Origin of the sequence: Shewanella sp. 10N.286.45.A1, assembly GCF_041470405.1 — a bacterium.
In the GTDB taxonomy this organism is placed as follows: domain Bacteria; phylum Pseudomonadota; class Gammaproteobacteria; order Enterobacterales; family Shewanellaceae; genus Shewanella.
In genome coordinates this window covers 1-18,538 of record NZ_JBFRMK010000132.1, presented here as the reverse complement: position 1 = coordinate 18,538, position 18,538 = coordinate 1, and the positions used below count along the sequence as shown (strand labels likewise).

Genomic DNA, 18,538 nt, shown 5'->3' with positions numbered 1-18,538 from the left:
CAATGTCGTCAATGCGAAAAGAATAAGTAGTGAATTAACACTATCAAGATGGGGAAAACATATGAAAATTAACAGACGCACCTTCCTGCAGGGAGTTGGAGCCAGTTCTGTTGTAGGTTCTTTGTCTGGCTTAGTGCCAGGTATAGCCACTGCAACAGAACGCGGAGGCGCACCAGACAAGATGCTTAAGCGTGAGGGTAAAATCGTTTATCACACTTGTCAGCGTAACTGTGCTGACCGTTGTCTGCTGAAGTTTACCGTTCAAAATGGCCGAATGACCTATGTCGAAGGCGCATCAGAGATGAAGAAAATGGGAACATCTCCGTGCGTTAAAGGCCACGCCTACGTCCAGTATACTTATGCTGCCGACCGCATTTTGCACCCAATGGAACGAGCGGGAGCAAAAGGTGAAGGTAAATGGCGCCGCATCAGCTGGGATGAAGCTTACCAAAAAATCTCTAGCCGCTTACAACAAATCATCAAAGAGCATGGCGCTGACTCCATTTTGCCATACAGCTATTCAGGCCATGAAGGCGTTATCGGTAAATACGGCGGACCAAGCCGTTTCTTTAACGCAGTTGGTTCTCGCAAGCTAGATCGTAAAGTGTGTGTTTTCGCCGCTTATGAAGGATTGAAGTCTGTTACGGGTACTTACCAAGGCCCAGATCCATACGACAATATTTACACTAACTGTTATATCTCTTGGGGGCAGAATGAAACTGCCACTAACGTGCATGGCATTAAGTTCATTAACCAAGCACGCGACAAAGGTGCCAAGCTATTAGTTGTCAACCCAGTGCGAACACCTATCGCATCACAAGCTGATATCTGGCTACAGCCAAAACCAAGTACCGATACCCATCTTGCGACTGGGATCATGAAGTACCTAATTGAAAATAACTTAGCCGATACTCAGTTTATCGAAGCTAATACTATTGGTTACCAAGACCTGCTTAAACGCGTAGACGAAATGAGCTATGACGAAATAGAGAAAGTGACTGGTGTACCAAGAGAGAAGATGTTCAAGTTTGCCAAAGTTTACGGCGAATCTGAGCTATCTGTTATTCGTCTCGGTTATGGTATGCAACGTAACTACAACGGTGCACGTATGTCTCGCGCTATTGCGATGATGCATGCCGTTGCGGGTCAATACGGTAAAATTGGTAATGGTTTCGTTTACGATAACACCCAAGCCGATGACAGCTTAAACTACTCTAAAGGCCGTGCGGATCATATCCATCCAAATGGCGACACCGTGGGTCATGTGAACATGACGGAGATCGCTAAAGCGATTCATCCAACAAACCCAACCGCTTACGGTAAACCTATCAAGCCAATTAAGGCTGTAATCAACTACAACGGTAACTTTGTATCAGTCGCACCAGACTCGAATGCATGTCGTTTAGGCGCTATGCGTGATGATCTGTTCCTAGTCGTACATGACTTCTTAATGACAGATACCGCAGAACTGGCTGACATTATTGTGCCATCGACTACCCAGTTTGAGTTCCCAGATATGGGCACCGACTACAACTGCTACCACATGCAAACTTCTGAAAAAGTGATTGAGCCTTTAGGTGAGTCTAAAGACAACTGGATCTTCTTTAAAGAACTTGCAGCTCATATGGGACTGGATCATCACCCAGAGATGCGTGTTGATTATGAACAGATCCTACGTGACTTCTTAGACACCGAAGAGCCAGCATTTAGACACAACAACATCACTTATGAGCAGATCATTAAAGAGAAGTTTGTCACCGTCTATGATCAACGCCCTTACTTTGGCGACGGCAAGTACAAGACGCCAAGTGGCAAGATTGAGTTTTACTCAGAGATGATGAAAGAGGCGGGCTACCACCCAGTCATCGACTTTGGTTTGCCAGAAGACGAGATGATCCCAGAAGAGAAGAGCTTGCCATTCCGCATGCTATCTCCAGCGATCCCTCAGCGTGCTAACAGTTCATTCTACAACGTGAAGTACATTCGTAACTTCCCTGCATACTTCGCCAAGATTAACACCGAAGATGCTAAAGCACTTGGCATTAGCAATAACGACAGAGTCAGACTCAGCAACCACCGAGGCGAAGCATTCTTTGTCGCTCAGGTTTCAAGTCAAGTGGGTCGCGGTACCGTAATGGCACCTAAGAACAACTGGCGTCGTATGGATCCGCAAGGTAAAGCCAGCTGTACCAACAACCTCACCACCGACAAGTTAACCGATATGGGCGGCTGTTCAGCCTACCACTCGACTAATGTCGCGATAGAAAAAGCCTAAGGAGTAAAAGATGTCTATTAATCAAAAAGTGGGCTTTGTCTTCAGACAAGAAAATTGTGTCGGTTGTGGTGCTTGTACAGTGGCCTGTCAAATTCACAATGAGCTTCCTGAAAACCATCGCTTCCGTAAGGTCGATCGCTATGAAGTGCAACGCGAAGATGGCGCGGTTGATGTGTGGCTATCCCACTCTTGCATGCACTGTGAAAACCCAGCCTGCTTGATGGTCTGCCCGGCAAAAGCTTATCACGTTAAAGACGACGGAATTGTGGTACTAGACCGTGAAAAATGTACTGGCTGTGGCTTATGTGCCAGCGCCTGTCCTTATTCAGCTGTCAGTATTCGCGAAGACGATGGCAAGGCCGACAAGTGCAACATGTGTGTTGAACTTCTTGACCGCGGTATGAAGCCAGCTTGCGTCACCGGTTGCCCTGTTCAATGTATTGAAACAGGTAATATCGATGAGGTGTTAAAGCGACCTTCAGCAAGTAAAGAAGGTATCGGCTACGGCGATTGCATCACGAAACCTAACATGGTGATTATTAAGGAACGCGCATAATGACTAGCCAATATGGCCCAACGGCAACGGCTTACTTTGCCTTTAAGTCGATGATTTTCTTTCCATCTAAGGCAGAGGCGTTAAACGGATTAATCGCGTATCTCGAAGCGAATAACCCACAAAGCCCTTTGTTAAACGAAGCAAAGCGCTTTATCGACGATGCATCTGAACTGGAGTTTGACTTCAATCGCATGTGTATTGGGCCATATAAGTTGTTGGTTGCTCCCTACGAGGGAGTCTACCGCAGCGGCAATCATGTCATGAATACAGACGAGACCGTCAGAGTTGCCGAGTTTTACCAACATATTGGCTTGGTCATTGACGAAAAATTCAATGAACCAGCCGACTTTATCGGTAACGAATTGGAGTTTCTCTACTGTGTTCACGCGTTAGCCAGTGAGCAGAAAGCAGCAAACGATATCGAAGCCTTTGAGGAACTAAGGGCCATTGCCGATGAGTTTCTTACTAAGCATCTGGGTACGTGGATCACTCCCTTCTGTGAAGGAATAAAAAACCATGCTCAACATGCATTTTGGCGCGAGTTTGCTACTGAACTGCACCTTTTTGTCACTAAGCAAATGCAGTGATGGCTTAACGTTATATAACCAAAGTTAAGCCACTATGTACCAAGCAAGAAGGTAATAGCCGTCGATAGCTGAACTTATACCCCATCAGCTATTTGGCGGGTAGAACCAAATAGACGACCTAAAGTCGCTAAAGGAGTTATGAATGAACAGAGCAATAAGATTGTTTAGTTTTATTGTCATTAGCCTGTTTGTCTCAACGGCAGCTATGGCTGCTGACGTTGCAACACTGCAACCTCAACAATGGCAAACAATTCAGGAACACGCTATTCCAGGTGACATCCCTGAGATCCGCGGTATGCCAACACAAGTTGAACTATTAATGCCAGCATCAGTACCAGAAGATGCCAATGAAGCTGTACTTGGTTACTTAGGTGCCACCGATAGCATCGCATTTTTAGTGTTTGCCAGCCTATTTGGCGTCATTGCGCTATTTATCATTTTTATCATGGTAAATGGTATCTCGCGTCTAGATAAAGGCTTCTCAGGCAAGATGATCAAACGTTGGTCAGGCCTAAGTATCAGTGTGCATTGGCTAGGTGCTATCGCTTGCATACTACTCATGCTAACTGGCTTAGTTTTGGCTGGCGGTCGACACTACTTTGAGCCAAGCATGAATGCGCCAAGCTGGGCATCACTGGTAGGGCTTTCAAGTGGCCTACATGAGTTGATGGCGTTCCCATTCATCTTGGGTTACGTGTTAATGATTTTGATGTGGGCTCCAAAGCAAATCCCTGCAAGTTATGACTTGAAATGGTTTGCTGTTTTAGGTGGTTACCTCAATACCGGTAAGAAACATCACCCAGATGCTGGATTTGCCAATGCGGGTGAAAAACTTTGGTTTTGGGTGTTTGCCCTCTTTGGTGGTGTGATGGTGGTTTCAGGGCTAACAATGATGTTCCCAGAAACCTTTGTCGTCACCAAGAATACCGCTAACTTTATGCTGGTATTACACATTGTCTCTACCATCATTATCAGCGCGTTCTCAGTCGTACACATCTTCATGGCAACCGTCATGTCTGAAGGCGGTATGTCTAACATGACCTCTGGTTACTGTGACGAAAACTGGGCTAAGCAACACCATAACTTATGGTTTAAAGAGCTGAAGTAACTCAGTCGCTTAATAGCACAACCTGCCCATCAACACTTAGCTGTTGATGGGCAACCCAACAGCACAAATTTATTCGTTCGGCACCAACTCTAGCCTCTAGAGAGGGCGACTTTTTGTTGCCGAAAAATAGGGAAATACACAAATGAAAACGTTAAAATCAATTGTCGCGGTTGCAGTAAGCTTATGCTGCGTTAACGCTTATGCAGCTGATAACAATGCCGAACTTGAAGCGCGTATTGCCAAGCTTGAAAATAACGCTGCACCGTCACAGTTCAAAAATAGCCAAGTCAGTCTATACGGCTCTATTCGCCCAACATTAAGTTACCTAGACGACAGCCAAGATGAAACTTGGGATGTTCGCGATGCACTCTCTCGCATCGGTATTAAAGCCAGCACTGAATTTGCCGACGGCTGGACCGCTATCGCGCAAGGCGAATGGAGTGTCGATATTGCCAACTCTGGCAACTTTGGTAAAGCCCGCCAAGCCTACGCTGCCATAGCGTCACCTTACGGCCAAGTCGGCATTGGTAAGCAACGTCCTGCGCAGTACACCTTAGTGGCTGAATATGTCGATATCTTTAACCACGGCAACAGCCCTTACGCCTACGACCATGAAAGCCCATTCTTTGTCGATAACTTTGTCACTTATCAGCTAGTCACAGGTGACTTTACCTGGATGGCAGGTGCCCAGTTTGATGGCGACAATGGTGATGATGCCACCGACATGGTCAACCTTGGTGTTGGTTACGATATTGACCAACTACACATAGGTTTAGGCTATGTGACGCAAAATACACTTGATAGTAATAACATTGAAGGCGACGACAACACCTTTGGTGGCGTAGTGGCTTACACCTTCAATAATGATCTGTACCTTGCCGTGAGCTATCAAGACAAGCAGTACAACTATGATGCTGGCAGCATGAATAAAGATCGCAGCGGCAGCACCTTAGACACCGCACTGGCCTACCCTATTTTTGATGACTACAAAATTAAACTCGGTTACTTCCAATTTAAAGATGGTATCGATGGTGAAACATCTGCTGATTACGATGGCTTCAACACCACTCTTGAGTGGAACCCAATCGACAATGTTCGCGTCCACCTAGAGTATTTAGATAAGAGCTACGATCATCAAGAAAATGATCACGCGATTACTATCGGCTTTAGATACGACTTCAACCTTACGTGGCAAGGCTAGTCTAACCGCTAGTTATACCGATCGGTATTAGCAAGCTCCAACCTAAAGAGGCCATCAAGGCCTCTTTTTATTCCTGTCACTTCGGGAGAAGAACATTGTTAGGATTTAGAAAATCGCTCATCGCGTCAATGGTGACTATTGTCGCCCTATGTCTGGTGATCTCAAACTGGCTGTCCTACATCGAGCTCAAGCAAGCTACTATTGCCAGCACCAATGAAAAACTCACTAACCGGTAACTCAACTATTGATAATTTACGCTTTTATAACTCAGTGCAGATGCGGCTGAGGCCTTCGAAAACAAGGACACTTTCTTAGAGCCCACAGGGATGTGTTAACGGCGAGCCTCTGCAGTATCTGTACATACGCCGACCGCAGGTTATTGGAACCACAAATACGCGACGCTACAAACATTGGTTTACCGATAATAAAGATATTCCTATCTATTTATACTTTTGACTTAAACGGATTAAATGCAAACATTAGTGCAGCATAGATAATTTCACTATCTAAAGCTTCTCTCAGTGAATCCATTGCAAGCTCTACTTTGACAGCATCATAACTAGACATGGGAATATACTTGGTTATTGTTTTTTCTTTTGAATGGAAAACCTCTAGTTTTAACTGCACAATATCTGATCAGCCAATCTAGAGTTTGCTTGTCATACCTACAGCCCGCTTTTGTCGTAAGTAAATAATTAATATAGATTATCTTGATATTTGTATTTGTAATAAACCAAGACACTGCTTTAGAATAGCCGCCGTAGTAGTTGGTATAAGAGTTTTATTTGAACTGCTGCGATACAAATTTACCCACCCCAGTAAGTTCGAATAAACACACTTGGAACTCAGAGATGTTTTTTAAAAGAAAAAAAGAAACAAGGCCAACACTGGCTTGGGAACGACTCGATAATAATGGCGGACCTGCATATACATTTAGAACCAAGGTGCCTGGAGGTTGGTTAGTCGCAACCCGTGAGCCTCATGGTGACGGCGTTGGCAGTGGAGCTACATTTCTGCCTGACCCAAATCACCAGTGGAACGGCTATTCACTCGGTCAAGAAGAGCTAGAGCAACAAGAGATCGAGCAACAAGTTCCACAAGCTCCTTGCGCAAAGTGCAAAAAGTTAACTAATCACATCGTTGCCGGCCAATATAAATGTGGCTGGTGTGACTAATTCACCACCTCCTTGGCACACACTATAAAATTTGGGGCAAAGTAATACTCATTGCTAAGCCCCGATAAATAAGTCGCACACTTCAGTGCAGTATAAAGCGCCTTCGGGGCTAAAAAACTTTGCCTGACCACCAAACTACCTAGCCTTTCCGTAAGCACTCACCACAGATAAAATCAACAAGCCATTAACAACTAACTGTTTGTTATTTATAAACTATTCTAGTAGCATCGCAGCCATAAATATTGGTTCCCTCTCTTTCATAAATCAGACTTTTCATTTAACAGGACGTTAAAATGGACTCATTCCCAAAATCTCAAATAATCGATTTCAATCGCACTGATGTCGCGAGTATCGAGCAAGCCTTAGTGACTTATCAAACAAAGCTCGCTGCGCGTCAGGCATTCAAAAATAGTCAATTTGATATCGCATTTATGGATATCAGTAGCGGCCAACGTCAGCACCTTCAGCTGGCCGATACCGCGCATGCGGATCTCGCACTGCAAGCATTGAACCTCACCCCAGATGGCGGCTACAACCTACAAGATATAGTGACGGAAAACACCAGCCTGTATATTTCAGAGGCGCTGTTATTTGCGATTGCCCTTGAACATGACGCCTTAAAACCACAGCTACGCCAGACGGCACAAGCTATGGCCGATTATGCTCGCTATGAAAATGACACCAGCGAAATGTGGGTCGATGATATGCGGGTTTTTGGCGCTGAAGCCCTGTTTATGATGGCGATGCAAGATGCTGAAGATGCGATTTATTTAGCGCAGTTTTTTATCCCCTACTGGGACGATGAACATGCCACAGGCTATGAGCATATGCTCCTCACTCTACTGCGCCATCACGGTTGGTGTGACGCCATGATGAAAGCATTTGTTTGGTGTGATAATAGCGCCTTTCGTTTCGCCTTTTATGGCAGCCACTGGGAAAGCACCACCGCAGAATATTTGCCGCTGGGTGAGTTTTTGCAGCAGAACCCGCAGCAATATCCGCGCTTTATTGAATTGCTTAAGCAACGTTTTGCAGCGCAGCCGATGCTGGTTGAGAACGAAAGCGAAGATTTAGCTAGCCAAAAGCCAATACTGGCAATTTTTCAAAGTTTATTTCCCGAGTTTTGTAGCTGGGAAGATGAAGAGGTAAGCCGCCAACTTGGGCGTCATTTTATTAATGACACGCTTGAAAATGAGGCGATGGATCTACAGCAACAACTAGAAAATGAACTCGATAGCCCGCTATCGGCCTATGCTCAAAGTGTCTTCCAGCGCCAAGAAAAATACCGCCAATATGACAAGCTCAAAGAGGAGCGACAAGCCGAATTGGGTGGCACCCATATGCTTACAGATTTCATCGCTACGTTAGACAATAGCGATGCGCTGCTGAAGTATGTGGTGCTCAATGAAAACCCTGCGATTTTAGACACCATTGAGCCTTTTGATATTTGGGCGCATTGTAAGATTCATGCCCCTTCGCTATATGATGCAATGGACGAGGCTTGCTGGAATAGAGACAATTTAGACAATCTGCGTGAGAATATACACGAAGTACTTAGCTATCCAGCCAACGATCTACTCGAAGATAAAGAGTGCTATTTTGATGTTGAGTTTGAACAAGGGGTTATTTGTAAAGCTTATCTAAGCCCAGATGACAACAGTATTAGCCATGTGAAATCAGCGCATATCATGTTGCGCTTTGTCGACATCTTCTATCGCATATTGGGTCAAAAAACCTTATCGGCAGAGCTATGTGAAATGCTCACTGGTGAAGGTGACTATCAGCCGATAATGACCACTGAGGCCTACTATGCTCGCTTTGATCCTGCGCCCGCTGCAGCAGAAGGTGAACTCAGCAAACATGACAAACGTAAGTTAGAACAGCTTATCGACGGCTTTAGTGATATGGATGACCCAGTCACACTGACCATGCTGCAGCAAGCCGACAAACTATTCAAGCAACGTACTTGCTATGATGTTAGCCACTGGCCTGAAGATAATCTTGGCACAGATGCGCTCAAAGCCTACCTATTGCTACAAGATACGAGTAACCACGTTGATGATGCCTATACCGCAGGGCTACAAACGGGGTTAGGTATAGCATTTGAGCGAGCAGCTGCCTTATTGCTGGAACACGCCGAAATTCAAGGCGAAGGCCACTTCGAAGACAAGGGCTTTACCCCCACAGAGCTTGAGCAAGTCAGGCACTATTTCACTCAGGATAAAGCAGAACTTAGCCAAACTGAGATAATTGCACTGTTTGATCAGCATCTGCACCGAGATGACGTATGTCGCCAATCTAATCTGTATTTTCCTAAAATCAGTGACAAGCAGATTAGTTACCATTTTTTCCAAGACTACGATGATGACTACCAGCGCGTTGCCATTATGTGCTTTTGGCTAAAACAGTTGCCCACTACTGCAGGTCAAATTGCTGAGCGCTTGTGGCAACTGTTGATCACGATGGCGCCAACTAAGATGATCCGCCATCTTAGTCGCCTTTATAGCAACCATGAATACCGTTTAAGATTCGACAATCAGCTCGATGAAATTAACTTCTATGAACTGCTTAACCGCCATGGGATTGCCGAAGACTACACGTTAGCGTTTCAGGTAGAGCAATCTATCCATAGCTCAAGCCGTGAAAGTGAGTACCTTGCACTTGTCGATTTGATGGAAGAAACCATCCCCGCTAATGCAGCCCAAGGTGGCATGATAGCCGCCAGACAACGAGCGCAAGCACACGCCTTGTTGCGCGGCTTAGATTTTACCTATCAGAGTCATAAATTAGAATTTCATCAAGATGTAGCGCTGCGCTTCCCTGAGCTTCCGTTTAAGTTAGACGCTGACTTGCGCCAGTGTTTAGCTGACTTTATCGCTCTTAATAGCCGCTCATGGGAAAGTGTTATTGCGCATCAATTTAGCGCATCGACACTGTATTTCGATCATGCCACCGACATCAATGACCTACCGAAAAAGTTGCGTTTGCCATTTCGTTTGCACCCAGATGCCGATATTAGTCAGTCGCGTCATTGCTCGGGTATGAGTTGGATTAATGCCACCATCGCCCAGCGAGTTGACGATGAATTATTGATTTTAGTACTCGATAAAGACGCGGCCAACTACGATCAACTCTATCTCGGCGGGCAACTGCTTATCGTTGATAATGATATCGATGCTGCTACCGTTATTGACGCTGTGCAACAACTACCAGAGCAGGCTGAACGCAAACAAACTCTTGCTGCTAGCCTATGGGCTTACTTACAGGGAGAAACCTGTTATGAGGACTTTGCGCCGGTATTTAATGCTTATTTAACCACTGAAACAGTTGTCAGTATCGATCAATATCGTTGTTATAGCGTAGGCCAGTTCTTATGGCGCATCGATAAGCCTCGTCGCGAGCGACTGTTATTACTGCTCGCCAACCATAGCTACCGAGCCTACAAGATTATTGTCGAGCAAATGGTGAACGCGCATATGGATCGGCAAGTGAGCCAAGGAAAAATTGATCTCGCCACTCGCTTAGGTCTAGATAGCGATGACTATCGAGAGAGCGCCTATAAAGAACTAATGGACTGGTTGTTTGCTCATGAGGTTAAGCGTGAATTGTTGGTGTTATTTGCGATTAAGCACTACCACAACGGTATGGGAGGTTACCTCGCCCAGCTTGCGCGCAGCGGCGAGCTTAAGCCAGTATTGTCGTATCTGCATGTAAGCAATCGCGCCGCCTTAGTGGATATCTTAGCGCAACAAACAGATGCCGCCGAACTGCTAACCATATTTAAAGGTGAGAAATCCCGCCAAGTTAGAGACAGTCTTGCTGCAGCTAATCCGGCTACGCCAGCTTAACACTAACCAACGCTTTTAGCGTTTTAATCAAACCAAGCTGCTGACTTTTCAGCGGCTTGATTTTTTACTTTATCGTCAACGTACATAGATACCATCGCCAATGCTGCAGCCAACGCGCCTAAGTCATCAGAGAAGCCGACCACAGGGGTTAAGTCGGGGATTGCATCAATAGGGGCGATAAAATATGCCAAGGCGCCAAATATCACCGTTTTAGCCCACTTAGGTGTATCAGGCCGCTGCGCCGCGTAATACAAACACAGCGCATTATCGATGACTTCACGGCCGGCTTTTTTGGCAAACTGTTTTACCTTCAACCAAAAGCTATCGTCGCTGTACTCTGAGTTATTTGGGATCTCTGAATTATCAGCCATTATCCACTCCAATAAAAAAGGGAATACCCTGTGATATTCCCTTATTTTTGATGATTTAGCTAGCGCTTACGCCCTTCAATAATCACTACCTTTGATGCTTTGGCGTGGTGCCCCAAGCATTCTTTTTAACTGGGCGTTTACCGCCAGTACCAGCTTTAGCTGCTTGTCCCTGCTTATTGCCATTGGCTTTGCTTTGACCAGCTTTACCTTGACCCGACTTTTTCTGCCCAGGTTTATCCTGGCCTGATTTCCCTTGTTCAGACTTGCGATCAGCAAACTGATCGGCTGAGAAGCGAGTGAATGCCTTCTTACCTTTGCCGTCATCTTTGACGTTTAGCTTCTTCTTACTGCGATTCGCTTCGCGCTCTTGACGAGACTCTGCTGGCACTAAACAACTTGGGCTATTGCCAATTAGCTTTTCTTTGCCCATGGCGATTAACGCTTCGCGAATAAGTGGCCAACCCGCAGGGTCGTGGTAACGCAATAAGGCTTTATGCAACTTACGTTGGCGACCTTTCTTCGGTACTGACACCTCTTCACTGCTGTGCTTCACATTCTTCAGTGAGTTCAGCTCGGTATGGTAAATGGTTGTCGCATTTGCCATCGGTGATGGATAAAAGTTTTGTACCTGATCGAGCTTAAACTTCTCCGCTTTTAACCACAAAGCAAGGTTCACCATATCTTCATTGGTGGTGCCCGGATGCGCCGAGATAAAGTAAGGGATCAAATACTGTTTCTTACCCGCCTCTTTTGAGTACTTATCGAAAAGCTCTTTAAACTTGTCGTAAGTGCCCATGCCCGGCTTCATCATTTTATTCAGTGGGCCCTCTTCGGTATGCTCAGGCGCAATTTTCAAATAACCGCCCACATGATGAGTAGCCAGCTCTTTGACGTAACGTGGATCTTCAGTGGCGAGGTCATAACGCACCCCAGAGGCAATAAGCACCTTCTTAATGCCCGGGACATCACGGGCAGCACGGTAAAGATCGATAGTCGCTTGATGATCGGTATCTAGATGACCACAAATTGACGGGAACACACACGACAAGCGGCGACAGGTGCTTTCTGCTTTTACACTAGAGCAGCCTAAGCGGTACATATTTGCTGTTGGGCCACCCAAGTCTGAAATCACCCCAGTAAAGCCCGGCACTTTATCTTGGATATCTTTAATCTCTTTCACAATCGAGTCTTGTGAACGACTTTGAATAATACGCCCTTCATGCTCGGTAATCGAACAGAACGAACAACCACCAAAGCAGCCACGCATGATATTGATCGAGGTCTTAATCATGTCGTAGGCAGGAATTTTTTCTTTGCCGTATGAAGGATGAGGCACACGCTTATAGGCTAAGTCGAAAACGCCATCCATCTCGTCGGTATTTAGCGGCCATGCCGGTGGGTTAACCCAAATAGCGCGTTCAGCATGTTTTTGAAACAGCGCTCGTGCACAACCTGGATTTTGCTCTTGGTGCAAGATACGTGATGCGTGGGCATATAAGAATTTATCTTCAGAGACCTTCTCGAAACTCGGCAGCAGCACATAGGTTTTTTCCCACGGCTTAGGTCTTGCTGGCTGAACACTGATCGCCTTTGGCGCATCATTGTCAAAAATCTTCTCATCCGTTGGGCCAGATAGGTTTTTACAACCAACATCATCGGCGCCATAAGGATTAGGGATAGGATCAATTTTATGCAGCTGATCCAGCTTACGCGAATCCATCCCCTTCCATTCTGGCAGCGGCTCTTTACGGATAACCGCAGTGCCGCGAATATCATGCAACTGACTCATCGGCTCGCCATTGGCAAGACGGTGAGACACTTCCACCAATGGTCGTTCGGCATTACCGTAAACCAAGATGTCAGCTTTAGCATCTAAGATAACGCTACGACGGACTTTATCTGACCAGTAGTCGTAATGAGCAATGCGGCGCAAACTGGCTTCAATACCACCAATCACCACAGGCACTTGCTTGAATGCTTCTTTACAGCGCTGAGTGTAAACGGTAACAGCACGGTCTGGGCGCTTGCCACCAATGTTACCCGCGGTATAAGCATCATCATGTCGCATACGGCGTTCAGCAGTGTAACGGTTAATCATGGAGTCCATGTTACCGGCAGTTACACCGAAATAGAGGTTCGGCTTACCTAACTTCATAAAGTCATTTTTGTTAGACCAATCAGGTTGCGAGATAATGCCGACTCTAAAGCCTTGCGCTTCCAGCATGCGACCAATTACCGCCATACCAAAACTTGGATGATCCACATATGCATCGCCAGTAACAATAATAATGTCGCAGCTGTCCCAGCCTAGTTTGTCCATCTCTTTACGAGACATAGGCAAAAATGGCGCTGGGCGAGTAAGCTCAGAGCGAAACTTGGGATGAGTGAAAAGTGTGGATTCTACTTGCATGGATTAGATAGCCTAACTGAGATAACAAAAAATACGCGGTTCACGCGTCCCTACTGATGCTCACAACGGGGACGCGGAGTATAACAGGCTCCGCACCATAGGTGTGACTAAAAAAGCATCAAGTTGATGCTTTTTTTAGTATAGCCTATAAGACCATAAACTGGCTGTGGGTATTGCTGTGCTTGGGATTGTGATTATCTTATCGAGATTTTCACTCTCAGATATTACCGAGCAAACACCGCTATAGGTTAGTCACATATGCGATTAGATTGGTTACAACTAACCCCAAAGTTACCGCCCAAGTGGTTAATACCCCCCAGAAACGACCAAAATGATAACCGCCCTGTCCTTGAGTTAAACCAATGGCATGCATCAAACGTGCGACTATCCAGGCAGTGCCGAATATATGCAATAGCGCAGCACTGGTGCCATTCATCTCTGCAACGATAAGTAGCAGCAACACTATTGGCGCATTTTCGAGTAAATTGCCATGCACTCGTTGCGCTAATGCCAGTGCTTCATTGCCAGCGCTGCCGATACCAATTTTGTGGATCCGTCTTAGTTTTATCACCCTATAAGTGAGCACTATCGTGAGTAATGCTGTAAGGCTTATATAGAGTCCTGATATGGCGAGTGGCATTGCTTGTCCTTATTTAAAATCATCCTCAAAAGTACAGCATTACAATTTAGGATCATTATGTAAATAAATGGCAACCTTTTTAGCTCAAATAGGTTAAGATGCGCTCGTAAAATCAAGGCCAGTAAACAGTCGCCCAAGTCAACAATATTGAATAAGCGTAAGCCACTGTTTAATTGAAATAAATAATCCTAAATCACCTTTGGCGAGTAAGATATTGGATAATCAAGAGTTCCTAGAGAAACGCCGCTTTATTATTAGACTCGGCAAAGCTCTACATAAATTTGGCACGCCAGCCTACCGACTTGAAGCCCACCTGCAAGCTGTCTCCAACCTGCTTGGTATTGAGGGCTATTTTTTGATCTCGCCAACCGCGCTGACCTTTGTACTGCAGCATGATGAGGATCAAGAACATAACCACGTAGCAAGGGTTAAACCTGGCGAACTCGATCTAGGCTCACTCGCCCGTACCGATGAACTCGTTGAAGAGCTTATGTCCGGTAAACGAACTCTTGCTGAAGCGCTGGAAAGACTAGAAGAGATCTCCAATAAGCCTAATCCTTATGGTACTGGACTGACGTTATTGGCGTTTGGTAGTTCAGCTGGCGCATTTGCCATGTTAATGGGTACCAGCTGGAACGATGTATTTTGGTCCGCTATTTTGGGCTTGATGGTTTATGGCTTGGTTTACCGCGCTGAGCGTTCTAAGCGCATGGCGGAGATGCTTGAGCCTCTCGCAGCAATCTTATGTGCTATTGCCGCCAGCGGCATTGCACAGTTTGACCCCAGCATGAATATTCCGGTGGTGATCCTCTCAGGTATTATCATCTTTATCCCCGGGCTAGCCTTAACGCTCGGCTTGGCAGAACTCGCCGCCAGAGATTTAATCTCCGGCACAGCGAGGGTGATGGATGCCTTCATGTTATTGTTTAAGCTTTATTTTGGGGTGATCCTCGGCTTAACCATTGGTAAAGCTTTGTTTGGTGAAACCACCTATGTTCCACCTGATTCGCTACCTGAATGGGCTATCTGGTCTGCGGTACCGATTCTGTCGATGGCGCTAGTGATTATCTTCAAAGCCCGCATGAAAGACTCACCTTGGGGCGTTCTAGCGGGGATTGTGGCCTTTTTCTCAGCTATGCTTGCCAGCATTTACTTTGGCGACTCGATCGGTATTTTCTTTGGTGCATTAGCCGTGGGTGTATATTCAAACCTTTATGCTCGCTGGATGAAAGCACCAGCCACTATCGCATTGCTGCAAGGTATCGTCATACTCGTGCCTGGTAGTAAAACTTACATCGGCCTAAATACCTTAATTCTAGGTGAAACTATTTTTAATCAGTCACACCTAGGCACCCAAGTGTTCCTTATCTTTATGTCGATTGTAGCAGGGCTAATCTTTGCCAATGTTGCCGTTCCGCCTCGACGTACCTTGTAATGAATGTCCAATAGCGATATCGGAGTAACAAATTCATACATGCGGGCGCTGCAGTGCGCTCGCACTCTGCAGATTACATTCACTTCTCCTTAAGTAAAATCATCAACTTAAGCTTGACTAACGCCCTAGTTCCATGTGTTATAGACTTGTAAACCACTTGTTTCCCCTTTGATTCAGCTAGGTGTCTCTCTATCTATGACTCGATTTAGTAGTAGCACGTTAACCGCACTTACATTAGCACTCTCCAGTGCGGTTCATGCTGAAACGGCCAAACCCAATGAGCAAGATCCTAAGCCTCTAGATTACGAGCAGAAAAAGAAGATAAAAAGCATTGTAGTTAAGAGTAATGACATTTTTGATCTATCAGATCCTGAAACCTTCTTTATTCATCGCTGGGCCAACTACCTGCATATCAATACCCGCGATCATGTCATACGCGATAAGCTTAGTTTTAAAGAAAACGATAATGTTAGCCAAAAAGATCTCGATGAGGCGCAACGTATTTTGCGCGCAGAGCCTTATATTCGAGATGCTGAAATTGATTTTGCCGAACCTGCACCAGATGCCGATATCGCCGAAGATGATGCTGAAAATATTCTAGTAGAGACTTGGGATAACTGGTCTTTACTGCCCACCTTTAGCGTAGGCCGTAGTGGTGGTGAAAGTAAATTTTCCATTGGCATTAAAGAAGATAACTTGCTTGGTTTGGGGATTCGTACACGCTTTAAATACCAATCAAATGCCGATAGAACGGGCTATAAGTTTGCCATCAAAGCTCCGCTTAATTTTATTGATCATGCCACTATCGCGGCAGATTTTTACGACAATAGTGATGGTCAAGCGACTCACCTCTATTTTGAAAAGCCTTTCTACACACTCGACGGTAGCAACATGTATTCCGCGGAATATTTAGATGATCTTCGGGTCGACACCTTAAAGCAAAACGGCTTAGAGTTTAACGAGTTTGAGCATGCCGTCACCTATAACAGCGCTCGCTTCGGCTGGTTACTCAACCACAACAGTGATGAGCTTTCACGGGTCATTACCGGGCTGACCCAAGATAAACATGATTTCGATAATATCGAAGAGTACCCAACGTCAGAACTGCCCCAAGATCGAGATTTCCTCTATCCATGGGTTGCCTATCAATACCTGCAAGATGATTTTAAAGTGCTCAATAATGTCCACTTAATAAACTACAATGAGGACTTTAATCTCGGCTGGCAACACTACGTCAAGCTTGGTATCGAAACCCGAGATCTAGGTGATGACTCCCCCGTTGGTTACCATATTAATTGGCAATCGAGCCGAGGCTTTCAAGCCCAAGACCATTTACTACTACTGGAAATGGATGGTGAAGGTGTATTTGCCACCAGCCAAAAAGATTACTTTAAAGTCAACGTCGCCGCCGAGTATTTTTATCATATTTCACCTAAGTGGACCGCCTACTCTAAGTTGAGGTTGAGTGCCTCACAGAATAACTATATCGACCAACCTTTTGCCCTTGGTGATGACACCGGGATCCGCGGTTACCCTAACGATTATCAATATGGTGATAATCAATGGGCGTTTACAGCTGAGGTGCGTAACTATCCCAATATTAATCTGTATCAGTTAGCAGAACTGGGGTGGGCTGTGTTTTCCGATGTTGGTCAAGCTACAGGCGGTAATGATGCCAATAATGAAATATCTGGGGTGATAGGCAGTGTTGGGATTGGCGCGCGGATTTACTCATCTAAATCAAGCTATGGCAACGTTGCTCATATCGATTTTAGTATGCCATTTACCACTGGCGTAGAAGTGAATAGTTGGGAGTGGCGTTTCCTAGTAAAAAACAGGTTCTAATTGCGAGCGGCTAACGATGAACGTTTTAGCTTTACATTTTGCCGACTGCATTGCAGTCGGCTTTTTCATATCGAAAACAGGCTCGTTAGAACTTGTAATCCAGCGTTAGATAAACCTGCTGGCTATTGTCGATAGTGATCCCATTACGCTCATAATCTTGTTCTAAATAGCGATAGCCCAAGTCTGAAGAAAGATGCTCACTCCACTTATATTGCACACCCACTTGTCCACCCCAAGCCACATCGGTATCGGCACGTCCTGCAACCTTATTGTCATTGGCGCCCACTGAAATACCTGCAAAAAGGTTAACATCTTTGTGTACTGGCATCAGGTAATCATAAGACAGCAACCAGCTATATTGCTCTTGCTTGTAATCGATACCAGCTTGCGAAAACTCATCCTCCATGTAACCGAAGGTACCGGTAATTCGATGTTGTTTTTCAATCAACACACCGACGCGCCCCTGCCATGAAACATCTTCGGTATCATGGCTAATTTTGCCATCGACGCTATCAGTTTGATAACCTGCCGCAGCACCAACAAAAAACTCAACTTCGGCAGCATTTACGCTGCTAACGAGTAAACCTGAACATAAAACACCGGTTAACATTGTTTTAATTTTCATAACAAACCTCACTCATGACTAATCTGCTTAATGTCGTTATCGACGTTGAAGCTAGATTACCCCTTGGTTATTCAATGAAAAAGTGCCTGTAGCCAGCTAGTTTGTATCGTATTTTGAGACAAAATACCGTGGAAGAATATTATTTTAAGAGACTATAAATGCGCTAGTTTGCCTTAGTGCGGACGTTTATTATCAAGAAATGCCTCACCGCTTAGCCCCTAAAATAGCCACTAAGTTGAAAATATTTAATGGGTAAATTGGATTTCAGAAATAGAAGCTCTAGCAGTTTGGTTATCAATCTGATTTAATCATTGTCGTTACTAGGGGTTGTTGATCTTTCGAGCTTAGTTTTTGTTCGGTTCTTTACCGTAAAGAGTAATGCTTCTAGTACAAGGCGTGAGCGATAAAGCTTAGCTGGCTAAGTGAAAAGCTCGTAACGCAGTAATAAAAGAATTGAAACGA

At 45.2% G+C, this 18,538-nt stretch carries 14 protein-coding genes; 9 read left to right on the top strand and 5 right to left on the bottom strand.

What is annotated here, in order from left to right; all coding sequences use genetic code 11:
* The first annotated feature begins 61 nt into the window (after positions 1-61).
* The 5 genes from AB4238_RS11050 to AB4238_RS11030 all read left to right on the top strand — a co-directional run bounded on the left by AB4238_RS11050 (position 62) and on the right by AB4238_RS11030 (position 5,727).
* Positions 62-2,275, top strand: a complete 2,214-nt coding sequence (locus AB4238_RS11050; RefSeq protein WP_372033494.1) for a molybdopterin-dependent oxidoreductase — start codon at positions 62-64, stop codon at positions 2,273-2,275.
* Positions 2,276-2,285: 10 nt separating this feature from the next.
* Positions 2,286-2,831 carry a 4Fe-4S dicluster domain-containing protein gene (locus AB4238_RS11045; protein WP_372033493.1) on the top strand — a complete coding sequence of 182 codons (546 nt, stop codon included), beginning with the start codon at positions 2,286-2,288 and terminating at the stop codon, positions 2,829-2,831.
* The gene (locus tag AB4238_RS11040) at positions 2,831-3,418 is read left to right on the top strand and encodes a molecular chaperone (protein WP_372033492.1); all 588 of its coding nucleotides are present in this window, start codon (positions 2,831-2,833) and stop codon (positions 3,416-3,418) included. Before AB4238_RS11045 ends, AB4238_RS11040 begins: the two co-directional genes overlap by 1 nt.
* A gap of 142 nt (positions 3,419-3,560) precedes the next feature.
* Positions 3,561-4,526, top strand: coding sequence for a formate dehydrogenase subunit gamma (locus AB4238_RS11035; RefSeq protein ID WP_372033491.1), 966 nt, complete (start codon positions 3,561-3,563; stop codon positions 4,524-4,526).
* Positions 4,527-4,668: 142 nt separating this feature from the next.
* Positions 4,669-5,727, top strand: coding sequence for a porin (locus tag AB4238_RS11030; RefSeq protein ID WP_372033490.1), 1,059 nt, complete (start codon positions 4,669-4,671; stop codon positions 5,725-5,727).
* 444 nt (positions 5,728-6,171) lie between these two features.
* Here the strand turns inward: AB4238_RS11030 and AB4238_RS11025 are convergent, their stop codons facing one another.
* Positions 6,172-6,294 carry a hypothetical protein gene (locus tag AB4238_RS11025; protein WP_372033489.1) on the bottom strand — a complete coding sequence of 41 codons (123 nt, stop codon included), beginning with the start codon at positions 6,292-6,294 and terminating at the stop codon, positions 6,172-6,174.
* Between the two features lie 284 nt (positions 6,295-6,578).
* On the opposite strand from AB4238_RS11025, the gene AB4238_RS11020 reads away from it, so the two are divergent.
* Positions 6,579-6,902 carry a hypothetical protein gene (locus AB4238_RS11020; protein WP_372033488.1) on the top strand — a complete coding sequence of 108 codons (324 nt, stop codon included), beginning with the start codon at positions 6,579-6,581 and terminating at the stop codon, positions 6,900-6,902.
* A gap of 293 nt (positions 6,903-7,195) precedes the next feature.
* The gene (locus AB4238_RS11015; protein WP_372033487.1) at positions 7,196-10,750 is read left to right on the top strand and encodes a hypothetical protein; all 3,555 of its coding nucleotides are present in this window, start codon (positions 7,196-7,198) and stop codon (positions 10,748-10,750) included.
* Between the two features lie 23 nt (positions 10,751-10,773).
* Here the strand turns inward: AB4238_RS11015 and AB4238_RS11010 are convergent, their stop codons facing one another.
* The 3 genes from AB4238_RS11010 to AB4238_RS11000 form a co-directional block, all read right to left on the bottom strand.
* Positions 10,774-11,121 carry a YkvA family protein gene (locus AB4238_RS11010; protein WP_372033486.1) on the bottom strand — a complete coding sequence of 116 codons (348 nt, stop codon included), beginning with the start codon at positions 11,119-11,121 and terminating at the stop codon, positions 10,774-10,776.
* A gap of 85 nt (positions 11,122-11,206) precedes the next feature.
* Positions 11,207-13,531: a YgiQ family radical SAM protein gene (locus AB4238_RS11005; protein ID WP_372033485.1), complete on the bottom strand. Its 2,325-nt coding sequence runs from the start codon at positions 13,529-13,531 to the stop codon at positions 11,207-11,209.
* 241 nt (positions 13,532-13,772) lie between these two features.
* A complete protein-coding gene (locus AB4238_RS11000) occupies positions 13,773-14,171 on the bottom strand; it encodes an MAPEG family protein (RefSeq protein WP_372033484.1) in 399 nt (132 codons plus the stop codon).
* A gap of 214 nt (positions 14,172-14,385) precedes the next feature.
* On the opposite strand from AB4238_RS11000, the gene AB4238_RS10995 reads away from it, so the two are divergent.
* Positions 14,386-15,606: a threonine/serine exporter ThrE family protein gene (locus AB4238_RS10995; protein WP_372033483.1), complete on the top strand. Its 1,221-nt coding sequence runs from the start codon at positions 14,386-14,388 to the stop codon at positions 15,604-15,606.
* Between the two features lie 195 nt (positions 15,607-15,801).
* Positions 15,802-17,451 (top strand): ShlB/FhaC/HecB family hemolysin secretion/activation protein, encoded by a 1,650-nt coding sequence (locus tag AB4238_RS10990; protein WP_372033482.1) that lies wholly within the window; start codon positions 15,802-15,804, stop codon positions 17,449-17,451.
* A gap of 85 nt (positions 17,452-17,536) precedes the next feature.
* On the opposite strand, the gene AB4238_RS10985 is transcribed toward AB4238_RS10990, so the two are convergent.
* Positions 17,537-18,076 carry an outer membrane beta-barrel protein gene (locus tag AB4238_RS10985; protein WP_372033481.1) on the bottom strand — a complete coding sequence of 180 codons (540 nt, stop codon included), beginning with the start codon at positions 18,074-18,076 and terminating at the stop codon, positions 17,537-17,539.
* Positions 18,077-18,538: the final 462 nt, after the last annotated feature.

Coding starts and splice junctions, on each gene's coding strand:
- AB4238_RS11050 (WP_372033494.1), top strand. CDS start 62: ATGAAAATTAACAGACGCACCTTCCTGCAGGGAGTTGGAGCCAGTTCT.
- AB4238_RS11045 (WP_372033493.1), top strand. CDS start 2,286: ATGTCTATTAATCAAAAAGTGGGCTTTGTCTTCAGACAAGAAAATTGT.
- AB4238_RS11040 (WP_372033492.1), top strand. CDS start 2,831: ATGACTAGCCAATATGGCCCAACGGCAACGGCTTACTTTGCCTTTAAG.
- AB4238_RS11035 (WP_372033491.1), top strand. CDS start 3,561: ATGAACAGAGCAATAAGATTGTTTAGTTTTATTGTCATTAGCCTGTTT.
- AB4238_RS11030 (WP_372033490.1), top strand. CDS start 4,669: ATGAAAACGTTAAAATCAATTGTCGCGGTTGCAGTAAGCTTATGCTGC.
- AB4238_RS11025 (WP_372033489.1), bottom strand. CDS start 6,294: ATGTCTAGTTATGATGCTGTCAAAGTAGAGCTTGCAATGGATTCACTG.
- AB4238_RS11020 (WP_372033488.1), top strand. CDS start 6,579: ATGTTTTTTAAAAGAAAAAAAGAAACAAGGCCAACACTGGCTTGGGAA.
- AB4238_RS11015 (WP_372033487.1), top strand. CDS start 7,196: ATGGACTCATTCCCAAAATCTCAAATAATCGATTTCAATCGCACTGAT.
- AB4238_RS11010 (WP_372033486.1), bottom strand. CDS start 11,121: ATGGCTGATAATTCAGAGATCCCAAATAACTCAGAGTACAGCGACGAT.
- AB4238_RS11005 (WP_372033485.1), bottom strand. CDS start 13,531: ATGCAAGTAGAATCCACACTTTTCACTCATCCCAAGTTTCGCTCTGAG.
- AB4238_RS11000 (WP_372033484.1), bottom strand. CDS start 14,171: ATGCCACTCGCCATATCAGGACTCTATATAAGCCTTACAGCATTACTC.
- AB4238_RS10990 (WP_372033482.1), top strand. CDS start 15,802: ATGACTCGATTTAGTAGTAGCACGTTAACCGCACTTACATTAGCACTC.
- AB4238_RS10985 (WP_372033481.1), bottom strand. CDS start 18,076: ATGAAAATTAAAACAATGTTAACCGGTGTTTTATGTTCAGGTTTACTC.